A 15,909-nucleotide genomic window follows, 5' to 3' on the forward strand; every position below is an offset into this window, starting at 1 on the left:
CGTCTCACATTTCGCTGCGCTCCATGTGAGCCGACCCTCCCCCTCCAGGGGAGGGTGAGCGGAGCGCTCCGTGCTCTCTCAATTCATGAGCGCCGCGAACGACGCCAATCGACCTCGCCCGCTAATCGTCCCGCGCGAAGCCGGCTATCTCGCTGTCAACCCGCCATCCGGCCAGGGCGTCTGGCCAAACATTGCGCGCATCGCGGTCTTGAAGAGTTCATCTTGGCCACCCATCTTGTGGCGCCCGCAGGTAGGGGCGTACCCTGCATTTTCTGCGGCTTTTGTGTGAGGACCTGGGATGAGCGGACCGGATGGAAGCGAGTGGTTTGTCAAAAAGCACGATTTCCTTCTGACTCGACTGAGTGCAATCGGCGCGCTTGTCACCGGGGCTTTCGTGCTCACCGGTTGCGGGCAGCCGGCCTCGCAAGCCGCGGCTCCGCCGCCGGCGCCGGTGACGGTCGCCCAGCCGGTCAAGCGCACCGTCACCGATTGGGACGAGTTCACCGGGCGGTTCGAGGCGGTCGAGGAGGTGCAGGTGCGCCCGCGCGTCGGCGGCTTCGTCAACTCGGTCGAATTCCAGGACGGCGCCATCGTGCATCAGGGCGACCTGCTTTACGTCATCGATCCGCGTCCGTTCGAAGCGGTGGCGACGCAGGCGGAGGGCCAGCTGTCGGATGCCCGGGCCAAGGTGGAGCTTGCCAAGCGTGAGCTCGATCGCGGCCTCAGCCTGGTACAGACCAGCGCCGTCTCCGAGCAGGTGGTCGATCAGCGGCGTCAGGCCCTGCAGGCCGCACACGCCGCCGAGATGCAGGCCGAAGGCGCGCTGAAGGTGGCTCGCCTCAACATCGAATTCACCCATGTGACGGCGCCGCTCACGGGCCGCGTCAGCCGCCATCTCGTCAGCCCCGGCAATCTCGTGCAGGGCAGCGATACCGGCACGTCGACGCTGCTGACCTCGATCGTCACGCTGGATCCGATCTACGTCTATTTCGACATGGATGAGGCAACCTTCATCAAATACAGCAAGCTGTGGTTCGAAGGGCGCCGCCCGAGCTCGCGCGACACGGCGAACCCGGTGCAGGTGACGCTCGCCGGCGAAACCAAGCCGTCGCACGAAGGCACCATCAACTTCCTCGACAACCGCCTCGACGTCTCGACCGGCACGCTGCGCAGCCGCGCGGTGATCAAGAACACCGACCTCTCGATCCTGCCCGGCCAGTTCGGTCGCATCAGGCTGATCGGCAGCGCACCCTATGAAGCACTGCTGATTCCGGACGTCGCCGTCGCGACCGACCAGTCCCGCAAGATCGTGTTCGTGGTGAAGCCCGACGACACCGTCGAGGCGCGTCCCGTGGTGCTTGGTCCCCTGGACGACGGCCTGCGCGTGATCCGCGAAGGATTGAAGGCGGAGGACCGCGTCATCGTCAACGGCATCCAGCGCGCCCGCGTCGGCGCCAAGGTCGCGCCGAAGACCGCGCAAGCTCCAGCCGGTGGCAAGTCATGAATCTCGGCCGCCTCTCCATCAACCAGCCCATCCTGGCGATGGTGCTGTCGATCGTGCTCCTGATCGTCGGCGCGCTCGCCTACACCACGCTGCCGGTCTCCGAATATCCGCAAGTGGTGCCGCCGACCGTCGTGGTCACCACGCAATATCCCGGCGCCTCCGCCCAGACCGTGTCAGACACGGTCGCAGCTCCCATCGAGCAGGAGATCAACGGCGTCGAGGACATGCTGTATCTCTACAGCCAGGCGACCTCGAATGGCCAGCTCACCATTACCGTCACCTTCAAGCTCGGGACCGATCTCGACAAGGCCCAGGTGCTGGTGCAGAACCGCGTCGCGATCGCGCAGCCGCGCCTGCCCGAGGAAGTCCAGCGCAACGGCGTGACCACGCGCAAGAACTCGCCCGACATCCTCATGGTCGTGTTCATGCTGTCGCCCGACGACACGTTCGACCAGCTCTACATCTCCAACTACGCGCTGCTCCAGGTCCGCGACCAGCTGCTGCGGCTCGACGGCGTCGGCGACATCCAGATCTTTGGCGCGCGCGACTATTCGATGCGGCTGTGGCTCGACCCTGATCGCATCGCCAATCTCGGCCTGACCTCGGCGGAGGTGCTGGCCGCGATCCGCGCCCAGAACGTGCAGATCGCGGGCGGCCAGATCGCCGAACCGCCGATCGCCGATCGCGCCTTCCAGCCGAACCTCACCTTCACCGGCCGCCTGAAGGACCAGAAGCAGTTCGAGGACATCCTGATCAAGGCCGGCTCCGACGGCCGCGTGGTGCGCTTGCGCGACGTCGCCCGCATCGAGCTCGGCGCGCTGGCGTACTCGACCAACAGCTTCCTGCTGCGCAAATCGGCCGTCGCCATGCTGGTGACACAGCGGCCGGGATCGAACGCACTCGCCACGGCCAAGAACATCACCGACACCATGACGAGGCTGAAGGAAAGCTTCCCGAGGGGCCTCGATTACAATATCGGCTACAATCCGACCGAGTTCATCGCGCAGTCCGTCCACGAGCTGATCAAGACCATCTACGAGGCCATGCTGCTCGTGGTCGTCGTGGTGCTGGTGTTCCTGCAGGGCTGGCGGCCTGCGATCATTCCGATCATCGCGATCCCGGTGTCGCTGGTCGGCACGTTCGCGGTGATGGCGGCGCTCGGCTTCTCCATCAACAATCTCACGCTGTTCGGTCTCGTCCTCGCCGTCGGCATCGTGGTCGACGACGCCATCGTGGTGGTCGAGAATGTCGAGCGGCATCTCGAGCACGGCATGAGCCGGCGCGATGCCGCGCTCAAGACCATGGAGGAGGTCGGCGGCGCGCTGGTCTCGATCGCGCTGGTGCTGTGCGCGGTGTTCGTGCCGACGGCCTTCCTCGGCGGCATCTCCGGCCAGTTCTTCCAGCAGTTCGCCGTCACCATCGCGGTTGCGACCGCCATCTCCTGTTTCTGCTCGCTGACGCTGTCGCCGGCGCTGGCCTCGCAGATCCTCGTCCCGCACGAGGAGAAGAAGCCGCCCGCGGCGTGGAATGTCGTTGCACGGGGGTGGAATGCCTTCACCGGCGTGTTCAACCGTGTGTTCGACCGTTTGGCGCACGGCTATGCCGGTCTTGCCAATTTCGTGATCCGGCATTCGGTGGTGATGATCCTGGCCTACGTCGTGCTGATCGGCAGCGCCGGCTGGCTCATCGTGACCACGCCGCAAGGCTTCATCCCGGCGCAGGATCGCGGCTACGTCATCGTCTCCGTGCAATTGCCCGGCGCGGCCTCGCTGGCGCGTACCACCGAGATCGTGCGCGAGATCGAGCGGATCGCGCTGGACACGCCCGGCATCGTCCGCGTTGCGGCCTTTGCCGGCTTCTCCGGTGCGACGCGCACGCAGGCCGGTAATGCTGCGGCGCTATTCCCCGTGTTCGACGAGCCCGAGGCGCGCATCAAGAAGGGCCTCACGGCCAACGCCATCACGATCGAGCTGCGCAAGCGGCTGTCCGCGATCCAGGGCGCCTTCATCATCGTAATTCCGCCCCCGGCGGTGCCCGGCATTGGCACCGGCGGCGGCTTCACCATCCGCATCCAGGACCGTCAGGGCCGCGGCCCCGAGCTGCTCGCCGCGGCCACCGACGAGCTCGTCGCCGCGGCACGCAAATCGCCCGCGCTGCTCGGCCCTTCCGTGTTCTCGCCGTTCACCGCCAACACGCCGCAGCTCTTCGTCGACATCGACCGCACCAAGGCGCAGAAGCTCGGCGTGCCGATCTCCGGCATCAACGAGACGATCCAGAGCTATTTCGGATCGACCTATGTCAACGACTTCAACCTGTTCGGCCGTACCTACCACGTCACCGCGCAGGCCGATTTCCCGTTCCGGAAGGAGCCGAGTGACCTTGCACGCCTGCGCACGCGTAACGCCGCCGGCGACATGGTGATGCTCGGCAGCGTGGTCGAGTTCAAGGACGTTTCGGGTCCCGATCGCGTTGCGCGCTACAACCTCTATGCGGCCTCCGAGCTCCAGGGCGAGCCGGCGCCGGGCACCAGCTCGACCACGGCGCTCAACGCCATCAAGAAGCTGGCGGACGATACGCTGCCGAGCGGCTTCACCTTCGAATGGACCGATCTGTCCTATCAGCAGGTCACCGGCGGCAATGCCGGCCTCTACGTGTTCCCGATCTGCGTGCTGTTCGTTTACCTCGTGCTCGCCGCGCAATATGGCAGCTGGACCCTGCCATTCGCGGTGATCCTGATCGTGCCGATGTGCCTGTTAGCTGCCACCATCGGCGTGCGGCTGATGGGGCAGGACGTCAACATCCTCACCCAGATCGGCTTCGTCGTGCTGGTCGGACTGGCGGCCAAGAACGCGATCCTGATCGTCGAGTTCGCGCGCGACATCGAGAACGAGGGCAAACCGCGGCTGGAGGCCGTCATCGAGGCCTGCCGCTTGCGCCTGCGGCCGATCCTGATGACCTCCTTCGCCTTCATCCTCGGCGTGCTGCCGCTGGTCATCTCGACCGGTTCCGGCTCGGAGATGCGGCAGGCGGTCGGCGTCGCCGTGTTCTTCGGCATGATCGGCGTCACCCTGTTCGGCCTGCTGTTCACGCCGATCTTCTACGTGGTGGTGCGGAACCTGGCGGAAGGGCGGAACGAGGGGAAGACGCCGGAGGTGGCGGCTTAATCATTGAGGCCACCTGTGTCGCCCACAACCTCGCTGTCATCCCCGCGAACGCGGGGATCCATAACCACAGGGAGCAGTGTGGGGTGAAGCTGGCAACTCCGAGTCTTCGCCAAACTCCTTCCTGTGGCTATGGATCCCGGATCTGCGCGCGCTTGGGCGCGCTTGTCCGGGACGACACCGTTTCTGTGGTGACCTCCATACTAACGACCAACGTGAAATGGATGGGCACGCCCGGGGTTCTTCCCTAATATCCGCGCGATTTCAAGACAGAAAACTGCTGGGAGCTAACAGATGAAATCAGCACTTTTGGCCGCCGTCGCAACCTCCGCTTTGGTGCTGGCGGCGCCGGCTGGCGCGCAAGGTGTCAAGATCGGCATCCTCAACGATCAGTCCGGCGTCTATGCCGATTACGGCGGCAAATGGTCGGTCGAGGCAGCCAAGATGGCGATCGAGGATTTTGGCGGCGAGGTGCTGGGCCAGAAGATCGAGCTCGTCACCGCCGACCACCAGAACAAGCCTGACCTTGCGACCTCGATCGCGCGGCGCTGGTACGACGTCGAGAACGTCGACATGATCACGGAGCTGACGACCTCCTCGGTCGCACTCGCGATCCACGAGCTGTCCAAGGAAAAGAAGAAGATCGACATCGTCGTCGGCGCCGCGACCTCGCGGCTGACGGGCGATGCCTGCCAGCCCTACGGGTTCCACTGGGCCTACGACACCCGCGCACTCGGCGTCGGCACCGGCGGTGCGCTGACCAAGGCCGGCGGCAACACCTGGTTCTTCCTCACCGCGGACTACGCCTTCGGCTATGCGCTGGAGAAGGACACCAGCGAGATCGTCACCGCCAATGGCGGCAAGGTGGTCGGCTCGGTGCGCGTGCCGCTCAACTCCTCGGACTTCTCCTCCTTCCTGCTGCAGGCGCAGAGCTCCAAGGCCAAGATCGTCGGCCTTGCCAATGCCGGCCTCGACACCACCAACTCGATCAAGCAGGCGTCCGAGTTCGGCATCGTCTCCGGCGGCCAGAAGCTCGCCGGCCTGTTGATGACGCTTGCCGAGGTGAACGGCCTCGGCCTGCAGGCGGCGCAAGGACTGGTGCTGACGGAAGGCTATTACTGGGACGTCAACGACAAGAGCCGCCATCTCGGCGAACGCTTCCTCAAGCGCACCGGGCGGATGCCGAACATGATCCAGGCCGGCACCTATTCGGCGACGCTGAGCTACCTGAAGGCCGTCAAGGCCGCCGGCACCAAGGATCCCGACGCCGTCGCCAAGAAGCTGAAGGAATTGCCGGTCGACGACGATTTCGCGCAAGGCGGCAAGGTGCTCGAGAACGGCCGCATGGTCCACGACATGTATCTGTTCGAGGTCAAGAAGCCCTCGGAGTCGAAGAAGCCCTGGGACTACTATAAGCTGCTCGCCACCGTCCCCGGCGACAAGGCCTTCTTCACCGCTAAGGACAGCGGCTGCCCGCTGACGAAGTAAAGGCAACCCTCGCGCTACATTCTCGGTGTCGTCCCGGACAAGCGCAGCTCTGAGTGACGCGTAGCGTTGCTTAGAGCGGAGCGCCGATCCGGGACCCATAACCACAGGCTCGTGTGGTTACGGGGACTCGGAGTGATCAGCTCTCGCCACGATATCTTCCTGTGGTTATGGGTCCCGGATCTACGCTTCGCTTGTCCGGGACGACACCGAGTGTGCGGTCGGTGCTCGCCCTCTCACACCAGCCGCAGCACCACCGCGCCCAGCGCCCCCGCCCAGAGCGCCATCGCGGCGATGCCCTGGATCGCAAAGCCCGGGCCGCGCTTGGCCGCCGCCTTCGTGTAGCCGATGAAATACACCACGCGGCCGATAATCCAGACCGCGCCGATCCCCGCCGCGATGGCATCGCCGATATAGACCGCGAACAGCCAGAGCGCCGGCAGGACGATCGGCATCCATTCCAGCGTATTCATCTGGATGCGGAAGGCGCGCTCGAAATCGGGGTGGCCCGACATCGCCGGCACCTTGACGCCGGTCCTGGTGCGTGCGCGTGACACGTTGATCGCGGTGAAGAAATAAAATGCGATCGCCAGCAGCGTAACGAGGGCGGTGAAATGATACATCGCGGAGTCCCTTTGAAGAGGTCGCGGCTTCAATAGCCGGTCAGCTCGAGATAGCCAACGCCGTCATGCGTGCCGGCGAAGCTGATCGGTCCCTCCCAGTAGGAAAAGCCGGTCCCCATCCAGGCGTTCGGATTGAGCGGCTTGCACGCAATCGAGAACGACCGTGACGGGATCGCAATCAGCCATTCCACCGGCAGCTTGCGCCCCGCGACCTCCGCCGTCGCCTTCGGAAGCATCTGGATATCATCCCCCGCGATCATCTGCGTCTCGCCCGTGGCGTTGATCCAGTTGCCGAACGGATAGTCCTTGCCGTCCTTCTGCCGCAGCCGGTACAGCATCAGCTTGTCGCCGGATGATAGATGCAGCGACAGCCAGTCCCAGCCGGTCTGGTCGGTGTCGAGCGGCTGGCTGCTCCACTCGCGGTCCATCCAGGCCTGGCCGGAGACACTGGCCGGCTTGTCGTCGATGACGAGCGTGCCGCGGGCGCGGTAGAACGGCTGGCTGTAATAATAGGAGGCCTGGCCGCGCTCCGACTTGCGGCTGTAGCCGTGGTCGCCCTGCAGCACCGCCGCACGATCTGCCTCCAGCGTCAGGGCATAGCTGAAACCGGTGCTGGACGCCTTCAGCGTCAGCGGTGCCAACGTGCGATCGTCGGTGCGCTCAGTGGCCTTCATCTCCCAATCGTCGATCCAGGCATCGAACGGCTTGGCCGTGACGCCGGCCTGCCCCACGCCCCCGCGTGAAAAAACTTCGTTGAAGCGGTGGGTGTCGGCGCGCGTCACCGCGGCATGGGCCATCCACACCTGCTGGTTGGCCCAGCCTTCACCTTGCGGGCCTGCCTGCGACGCCTGCCGGAACAGCGTCCATTGCAGGCCGCACGCCGCACCGCTGCCGTCGACGAGGTTGGCCGTCAGATACCACCACTCGATGCGAAACTCCGGATGCGGACCGTGATCTCCGGGGAAGACGAAGGTTTTCCCCGGCATCACCTTCGCAAAGCCGTCTGCGGTCTCGCCGAGCCCGGCATAGCCCTGCGCCCCGGCGCGGTGTGCCAGTGCCAGTGCCGCGATCCCGCCTGCGAAGGCGCGGCGCGAGATCCTGTCAGCGCTCATTGGCGAACACCTTGACGAGATTTCCCGGCTGCATCCGTGCCAGACGTGCCACCGGCAGGAGGGCCGCAAGCAGCGAGGCCAGCAGCGCCACCGCGACCAGCTCGACCAGTTGCAGCGGAAACACGTGGAACGGCAGCCGCCAGCCGAACGCCTTCACGTTCACGATCGCGATCAGGCACCACGCCACCACAAGGCCGAGCGGCACGGCGAGCAGCGCCGTGAACAGCGCGACCGACAGCGTCTTGGTCAGTTCGATCGCGGCCAGCCGCGGCCGCGTGATGCCGATCGCCCACAGCGGCGCGAGCTGCGGCAGACGGGAATTGGCCAGCGTCAAAAGGCTCGTGAACAGCGCGATCCCGGCAACACCGAGCGTGAACGCGTTCAGCGCGGATGTCACCGCGAAGGTGCGGTTGAAGATGCGGATCGATTCTGCCTTCACCGTCGCCTGGTCGGCGACACTGCGGTCGCCGAGTGCGAACTGCTTCTGCAACGCTGCGATCAGGCCCGGGATGTTCCCCTTGGCGACGATCAGGCCGATCCGCGTCTGCGGCGTCTGCGGAAACTGCCGGATCAACGCTCCGACGTTCACGGTCAGCTGCCCCCGCGGATTGCCGTAATCGGCATAGATGCCGACGATGTCGAGCTCCCAACTGCCGCCCGGCGCCGGCACTTCCACCACGTCGTCGATGCGAATGTTGAGGCGGCGGCTGAGCTGCTCGCTGATGAAGGCGGCATTGCCGGGCACCAGCCGGATCCAGGCGCGCGGCGCGGCCTCCAGCAGCGGCCAGCGCTCGCGATAGAGCGCGTGATCGGGCAGGCCGAGCAACTCCACGGGCTGGCCCTGAACCTGCGTCTCGGCCCGCCCGCCCGCCAGGATCGCCTGCACGTCGCTACGTTCCTTCAACCAGTTCCGGATCGCGACGGCTTGCGCATTGTCGGACGCACTGATGTAGACGTCGGCCGCGAGCCGGCCGTTGAGCCAGCCGATGAAGGTGCGGCTGAACGTCTCCACCATGGTGGAAACTCCGACATTGACCGCAAGCGCGAGCAGCAGCGCCATCAGCGCCAGCGACAAGCCGGAGAGCTGCTGCCGGCTGTCCGCCCAGAACCACAGCGCAAGCGGTTGTCGCGCGATGCGTTGGCCCGCGAGCAGGAGGAGTTCGAGGAAGGCGGGGAGGATGAGCGCCGCACCAAACATCAAAGCGGCCAGCACGCCAAACCCTGCGATCAGCGATTGCCCGAACTGGAGCAGCAGCAGCGCGACCGCGAACACGGCGCAGGCGGCCAGGCTCTGCAGGATCAGCCAGCGACGCTGCCTCTGCTGCCAGGCGCGCGGCTGCGCGGTCGCCAGCACCGGCATCCTGATCGCCTTGATCAGGCTGGTCGTCGCCGCGACGAGCGCGCCCGCGATGCTGATGCCAATGCCGGCGAGCCACCACTCGCCCCGCAAGCTGAGCTGCCCCGGAATCTGCGCGCCGTAGAGCCCGCGCAGCGACGCCGCGACGTCGGGCAGCAGCGCGGCGGCGATGAAGTAGCCGCAGACGAGGCCGATCAGTCCGGCGACCAGCGCCAGCGCCACCAGCTCGATCACCAGCACCGTATTGACCAGCCGTGCCGAGGCGCCGCAGGCGCGCAAGGTCCGCAGCATCGGAAGTCGCTGCTCGAAGGCGAGGCCGACGGCCGAATTGACGATGAAGAGGCCGACGAAGAAGGACAGCAGGCCGAACGCGGTGAGGTTGAGATGAAAGCTGTCGGTGAGGCGCTCGAGCTCGGTTTCCGCGGTCGGCTCGATCAGCTGCAACTGGTCGCCGACGATGCTGGCCAGCGGCGCGGGCTTGCTTCTGGGCTTGCCGACCAGCAGCCGCGACACCCGATCCGGCTTGTTCAGCAGGCGCTGCGCGACGCCGATGTCGACCACCAGCACGTCGGGCACGAGCTGCGGCAGCACGCGCAGCGGCGGCAGCTTTGCGCCGCTGCTGATCGGCGGCGCCGCGCCTTCCGCTTCCTGCAGGTCCCTCAGCGTCTCCCGCGCCACCAATGTCTGGCCCGGCGGCGCCACGAAGCTGCCGAGATCCGCGGCGCCGAGGCGCGGCGCGTTGCCGACATCGACCGGCAGCGTCACCGGCTCGATGCCGAGCAGCCGCACCGAGCGGCCGTTGACCTGGACCCGCCCTTCCAGTGCCGGCGACACCGGCCAGCCGGCGCGGCGCAGCTCGACGAACAGATCCTGCGAGAAGGTCGCTGCATGCGGTGCGACCAGCATCGCGGTGCGGCTGCCGCCGAACGTCGCCGCGGCGCGGTCATAGGCGTTGCGGGCCTGCTGGTTGATGGCCTGCACGCCGCTCCATAGCGCGGTCGCCGCGATCAATCCGATCAGAAGTGTCGCGAACTGCATCTTGTGACGGCGCCAATGGCTGAGCAGCACCGCGAGGATCCAGAGCGCGCGCCTCATGCGATCCGCCCCGCATGCAGGGTGAGGTGACGGTCGAGCGTGCCGGCCAGATGCAGGCTGTGCGTCACCATCAGGAAGCCGCAGCCGGTGCGTGCAACGAGGTCGCGCGTCAGCGCCAGCACGTCCTCGGCGGTGGCTTCGTCCAGATTGCCGGTCGGCTCGTCCGCCAAGAGGAGCGAGGGCTTTGTCGCCAGTGCCCGGCCGATTGCGACGCGTTGCTGCTGTCCGCCGGACAATTGCTCGGGATAGCGCTTCAGGAGTGTGCCGAGCCCGAGCCGCTCGGTCAGCTCCTTGGTCCAGACCGCATCGTGGCGGCCGGCGATCCGCGCCTGGAAGGCGAGATTGTCCGCGACCGACAGGCTCGGGATCAGGTTGAACTGCTGAAACACCAGGCCGATCCGGTCGCGCCGCAATGTCGCGCGGCCTGCGTCGGAGAGATTGGTGACCTCGACGTCCTCGAGCCGGATCGTGCCGCCGTCGGCCGCATCGAGCCCGGCGATCAGGTGCAGCAGCGTGCTCTTGCCGCTGCCGGACTCGCCGGTCAGCGCGACGCGCTCGCCGGCCTTAAGGTCGAGATCGACGCCGCGCAACACGTGGACCGGTTCGCCGGCCGAGGAGAAGGTCTTGGAGAGGTTTCGGATGCTCAACACAATGAATGGCGCCGGACGGAATTAGCGGAATTGTTGCGTAGCACACTTGCTGCGGAAATGCCGGGTTGCGTTGCTGTCGAAGCCGTTGTTAGCTTCCAAAACGGCCAAATCAAAAAAGTGCCAAAAAGACATACGGGGAGAACGATGAGCGCTCAGGGAACGCCTGAAACGGCGGGCAGGACGGCAGGGGAATCCAAGGGGTCGGCAAAGCCAACGCCGAAGGGCGCCTGGACCGTCACGTTTCTCCTCTTTCTCTTCATGGTCGTGAATTTTGCCGACAAGATCGTCGTCGGCCTCGCCGGCGTTCCGATCATGACCGATCTGAAGCTCAGCCCGGAGCAGTTCGGCCTGCTCGGCTCCTCGTTCTTCTTCCTGTTCTCGATCGCCGCCATCGTGGTCGGCTTCATCGTCAACAAGGTGCCGACGCGCTGGGTGCTGCTGGTGCTCGCGGTGATCTGGGCGCTGGCGCAGTTTCCGATGGTCGGCACCGTCTCCTTCACCACGCTGTTGATCTGCCGCATCGTGCTCGGCGCGGGCGAAGGCCCGGCCTTCTCCGTCGCGGCCCATGCCATCTACAAATGGTTCCCCGACGAGAAGCGCACGCTGCCGACCGCGATCCTGTCGCAGGGCTCCGCCTTCGGTGTCATCCTGGCGGTGCCGGCGCTGAACTGGGTCATTGTCAATCATTCCTGGCACTATGCTTTTGGTGCGCTCGGCGTCGTCGGCCTGATCTGGGTCTGCGCCTGGCTCGCGCTCGGCAAGGAAGGCCCGCTCGAGGACACGCAGGTTCTCGCCGTGTCCGAGCAGAAGATCCCCTACTTTCAGCTTCTCACTTCGCGCACCTTCCTCGGCTGCGTGATCGCGACCTTCGGCGCCTATTGGGCGCTGTCGCTCGGCCTGACCTGGTTTACGCCCTTCATCGTCAAGGGGCTCGGCTTCTCGCAAAGTCAGGCCGGCTTCATCTCGATCTTGCCCTGGGTGTTCGGCGCGACGATCGTCATCCTCACCGGCTGGATCTCGCAGGTGATGATGGCGCGCGGCTACACCACGCGCATCTCGCGCGGCGTGCTCGGCTCGGTACCGCTGATCCTCGGCGGCCTGATCCTTGCCGGCATGGCGCACGTGCACGGTCCGGGCCTGCAGATCGCGCTGCTTGTCGTCGGCTCCGGCCTGTGCGGAGCGATCTACGTGGTCTGCCCGCCGATGCTCGGCGAGTTCACCCCGGCCTCGCAACGCGGCGCAGTGATTGCAATCTACGGCGCGCTCTACACGCTCTCGGGCATCATCGCGCCGAGCGTGATGGGCACCGTGATCCAGCGCTCCGGCAGCATGCTCGACGGCTATATGACGGGCTTCACCATCAATGCGGTGGTGATGGCCGCCTCCGGCATCATCGGCCTGCTGCTGCTGTGGCCGAACACGGAGAAGGCCCGGCTGACGCGGGGTACCGCCGCGCAAGGAGCGCAGCTGAAGGGCGCGGTCTCGCCGACGTAAGGGGGGCTGTTCGCCTCAAATTCCGCACTAGGCGGGGACGACACCGAGATTGTTGGTGCGCTTTCGCGCCTCAGAGGAAGCGCCGGCTAACTCACCCCCTGCGCGCCGCGAATAAGCTTGCCCGGCCGCCGGCCCGTGGCCTCGCCCTGCCGCCGCGTCACCACGCCCGAGACGATGGTCGCGTCATAGCCGTCGACGTCCTGCAACAGCCTGCGACCACCGACCGGCAGATCGTAATGCACCTTCGGCGGATGCAGATGCAGCCGGTCATAGTCGATCACGTTGACGTCGGCCTTGTAGCCGGGAGCAATCAGCCCGCGATCGGTGAGGCCGACCGACAGCGCGGTCTTGCGCGATTGGGCGGCGACCACGAACGGGATCGTCAGCTTCTCGCCACGCGTCCGGTCCCGCGTCCAGTGCGTCAACAGATAGGTCGGGAAGCTGGCATCGCAGATGATGCCGCAATGCGCGCCGCCGTCCGAGAGGCCTGGCACCGATTGCGGGTCGATCAGCATCTCGCGCGTCGCATCGAGATTGCCGTCGGAGTAGTTGAGGAACGGCACATAGAGCATGCCGCGGCCTTCGTCCGAGAGCATCGCGTCATAGGCGAGCTCCTCCGGCTGCCGGCCCTGCCGGCGCGCCTGCGGCCCCAGCGCGTTCTCCGGCGGCTGCTCGTAATCGGGGGGATCGCCGAGCAGGAACATCTTGTCGTAGTTGGGCCGGAAGAACAGCGGATCGTCGGTCGCGGTTGCTGTCTCGCTCAGGATCGCCTTGCGCACTTCGCTCTGATGCAGTCGCGCCAGCCTTTCCTCAAGCGGCAGATGCGCGATCGCCTTGTAACTCGGATGGGTCTGGAACGGATTGCGTGACAGCTCGAGGCCGAGCAAGAGCCCAACCGGGCGCGCGGCGATCTGCGCGGTGATGGAGAGGCCGCGCTTGGCCGCCACATTGATCTCGTCCAGCGTCTGGCGCCAGCGGTTCGGCGATCTGTCGTTCTGCGTGATCGAGAACGAGATCGGGCATTTGGTGGCGTCCGCCACCCGCAGCATCATCGGCAGGTCTTCGTGGATGGTGGAGAGGTCGAGCACGAATTGCAGCACGCTGCGGCCCTGCCGGTGCATCGCGTCCGCGATCGCGGTGAGCTCGTCCTCGCCCGCCTTCAAGGTCGGCGTGAAATCGCCCGTGGAGGTGCGGTGGTTGAGCGTGCGCGAGGTCGAGAAGCCGAGCGCGCCGGCGCGCACCGCTTCGCCGGCGAGCTTCGCCATTGCCGCATTGTCCTCCGCGGTCGAGGGGTCGCGCCGCGCACCGCGCTCGCCCATGACGTAGACCCGCAGCGCCGCGTGCGGCAGCTGCGCGCCGACATCGATGTCGAAATCGCGCTTGGAAAGCCAGTCCATGTAATCCGGAAAGCTCTCCCACGCCCAGGGAATGCCGGCGCTCAGCACAGGCTCGGGAATGTCCTCGACGCCTTCCATCAGCTGGATCAGGCGGGTGTGGTCTTCAGGCTTGCACGGGGCGAAGCCGACGCCGCAATTGCCCATGATCGCGGTGGTGACGCCGTTCTGCGAGGACGGCGTGATGTCGTGGCTCCAGGTGACCTGGCCGTCGTAATGGGTGTGGACGTCGACGAAGCCCGGCGTCACCAGCTTGCCGCGCGCGTCGATTTCCTCGCGGCCCTTCGCGGCAACCTTGCCGACCTCGCTGATCTTGCCGCCGGTGATGGCGACATCGGCCTCGAACAGCTCGCCGCCATTGCCGTCCGCAACGGTGCCGCCGCGGATGACGAGATCAGGGGTGCTCATGTGTTTCTTCCCGGTTGTTGTTGCTTGTTGTGTTTTGATTTCTCGGCTCGTCGTCCCGGACAAGCGCGCCCTAAGCGCGCGCAGATCCGGTACCCATAACCCCAGGGAGATGTTTGGCGACGATTCGGAGTGACCAGTCTCGCGCCGCAACGTCTCCCTGTGGTTATGGGTCCCCGCCTGCGCGGGGACGACGATTGAATTCGTTGCTCAAGCCTTGGCCCGCTTCCGTTCCGTGAACGGCGACAGCACCACCGTTGCCAGCATGAAGATCACGGATGCGCCGAACACCCAGTGCGGCGCGTTCTGGTCCATGATCCAGCCGAACAGCAGCGGCGAGACGATACCGCCGAGATTGAAGCCGGTGGAGACGATGCCGAAGGCGCGACCCGCAGCGCCCGCCGGCGCGGCGTTGCGCACCAGCATGTCCCGTGAGGGCGCGATCACGCCGGAGAGGAAACCAGCCGTCGCCATCGCGGCCGTGAGTGCCCAGCCCGGCAGCGTGACCAGCGCGATCAACAGCACGAGCGCTGCATTCACGGCAAAACAGGCGGCCGCGACATAGCCATGGCGTTCGGTGTGGTCGGCGAGGAAGCCGCCGGCGAGCACGCCCGCGGCGCTGCAGCCGAGGAACGCCGTTAGCATGACGTTGGCCGCCGAATAGGACGTTCCATAGCCGCTCATCAGCGCAACCACGCCGAAATTGTTGATGCCGGCGACAGACAGGCTCAGCAGCATGAACAGCGCCGTCAGCGTGATCAGAGCCGGCGTGATCACGGCCTGCTTCGGTGCGTTCTCCGCGCCCGGCTTCTTTCGGCTGGCGCCGGCGTCGGGAATGCTCATGACGAGCAGCAGCAGCGCCACCAGAATGCCGATCGCACCGGATGCGACCAGCGCGCCGACGCCGCCGGAGAGGGTGACGAGCGCCGCCACGATCGCGGGCGCCACCGCGCCGCCGAGAAAGCCGGCGAAGGTGTGGATCGAGAAGGCGCGGCCCATCCGCGCCTCGTCCATGTGCTCGGCCAGGATCGCATAGTCCGCGGGATGATAGACGCTGTTGGCGAGGCCCAGCAGCACGGCGCAGGCGATCAATGATGCGTAGCTGAGGTGCAGCCCGAGCAGGATCAGCGCGAGACCGCCGAGCGTCAGTCCGATCAGCAGGATCCTGCGCGCGCCAAAATGGTCGACGAGATAGCCGGTCGGCGCCTGCGTCAGCCCTGATACCACCGCAAACACGGTGAGCGCGAAGCCGAGCTCGATATAGCCGACGCCGAGCTGCGCCTTGAGGAACGGGAACAGCATCGGCAGGACCAGCAGATGAAAATGGCTGACCCAATGCGCGATCGAGATTCCCGTCAGCGTGCGCAGCGCGCTGTTCGCCTTGCCTTGTTGCGGTGCGGCGAGAACGTCGACCATTGTAGTTCCGTTTCACTCCCGAATGTCGCGGAAACTATCGGGGAGAGCGGTTATTTGTCCATGAACAGAGGCGCATGGCAGGTAGCGCGGCCCATCTGTCGTCCCTGCCTAGTGCGCAATTGCGCACGGGGCGCAGGGACCCATAGCCACAGGGAGGAGTTTGGCGGAGGATGGCCGTTCGGTACTGTGACCGATCACAATCTATACATCACG

10 protein-coding genes are annotated in these 15,909 nt (G+C 65.9%); 4 read left to right on the top strand and 6 right to left on the bottom strand.

Annotation, left to right across the window (positions count from 1 at the left end):
- Nucleotides 1–298 precede the first annotated feature (298 nt).
- The 3 genes from Q0743_RS34000 (at nucleotide 299) to Q0743_RS34010 (ending at nucleotide 6,153) form a co-directional block, all read left to right on the top strand.
- On the top strand, nucleotides 299–1,504 hold the full coding sequence (locus Q0743_RS34000; protein WP_298245765.1) for an efflux RND transporter periplasmic adaptor subunit: 1,206 nt from the start codon (nucleotides 299–301) through the stop codon (nucleotides 1,502–1,504).
- Nucleotides 1,501–4,668, top strand: coding sequence for an efflux RND transporter permease subunit (locus tag Q0743_RS34005; protein WP_298245766.1), 3,168 nt, complete (start codon nucleotides 1,501–1,503; stop codon nucleotides 4,666–4,668). Before Q0743_RS34000 ends, Q0743_RS34005 begins: the two co-directional genes overlap by 4 nt.
- Nucleotides 4,669–4,959: 291 nt before the next feature.
- On the top strand, nucleotides 4,960–6,153 hold the full coding sequence (locus Q0743_RS34010; RefSeq protein ID WP_298245767.1) for an ABC transporter substrate-binding protein: 1,194 nt from the start codon (nucleotides 4,960–4,962) through the stop codon (nucleotides 6,151–6,153).
- Between the two features lie 233 nt (nucleotides 6,154–6,386).
- Here Q0743_RS34010 and Q0743_RS34015 read toward each other — a convergent pair whose 3' ends face one another.
- From Q0743_RS34015 to Q0743_RS34030, 4 genes are read right to left on the bottom strand one after another with little or no spacing between them, the layout of a single operon-like run.
- Entirely contained in the window at nucleotides 6,387–6,773 is a 387-nt protein-coding gene (locus tag Q0743_RS34015) for an MAPEG family protein (protein ID WP_298245768.1), read from the bottom strand.
- A 29-nt stretch (nucleotides 6,774–6,802) separates the two neighbouring features.
- On the bottom strand, nucleotides 6,803–7,885 hold the full coding sequence (locus Q0743_RS34020) for a lipocalin-like domain-containing protein (protein WP_298245769.1): 1,083 nt from the start codon (nucleotides 7,883–7,885) through the stop codon (nucleotides 6,803–6,805).
- Nucleotides 7,875–10,337, bottom strand: a complete 2,463-nt coding sequence (locus tag Q0743_RS34025) for an FtsX-like permease family protein (protein WP_298245770.1) — start codon at nucleotides 10,335–10,337, stop codon at nucleotides 7,875–7,877. The genes Q0743_RS34020 and Q0743_RS34025 overlap by 11 nt, the downstream gene beginning before the upstream one ends.
- Nucleotides 10,334–10,987, bottom strand: coding sequence for an ABC transporter ATP-binding protein (locus Q0743_RS34030; RefSeq protein WP_298245771.1), 654 nt, complete (start codon nucleotides 10,985–10,987; stop codon nucleotides 10,334–10,336). Before Q0743_RS34030 ends, Q0743_RS34025 begins: the two co-directional genes overlap by 4 nt.
- Nucleotides 10,988–11,131: 144 nt before the next feature.
- On the opposite strand from Q0743_RS34030, the gene Q0743_RS34035 reads away from it, so the two are divergent.
- A complete protein-coding gene (locus tag Q0743_RS34035) occupies nucleotides 11,132–12,481 on the top strand; it encodes an MFS transporter (protein WP_298245772.1) in 1,350 nt (449 codons plus the stop codon).
- Nucleotides 12,482–12,567: 86 nt separating this feature from the next.
- Here the strand turns inward: Q0743_RS34035 and Q0743_RS34040 are convergent, their stop codons facing one another.
- Together Q0743_RS34040 and Q0743_RS34045 are read right to left on the bottom strand one after the other, a co-directional pair.
- On the bottom strand, nucleotides 12,568–14,283 hold the full coding sequence (locus Q0743_RS34040; protein WP_298245773.1) for an amidohydrolase family protein: 1,716 nt from the start codon (nucleotides 14,281–14,283) through the stop codon (nucleotides 12,568–12,570).
- A gap of 207 nt (nucleotides 14,284–14,490) precedes the next feature.
- Nucleotides 14,491–15,696, bottom strand: coding sequence for an MFS transporter (locus Q0743_RS34045; RefSeq protein ID WP_298245774.1), 1,206 nt, complete (start codon nucleotides 15,694–15,696; stop codon nucleotides 14,491–14,493).
- Nucleotides 15,697–15,909: the final 213 nt, after the last annotated feature.

Source organism: uncultured Bradyrhizobium sp. (assembly GCF_936943645.1).
GTDB lineage: Bacteria > Pseudomonadota > Alphaproteobacteria > Rhizobiales > Xanthobacteraceae > Bradyrhizobium.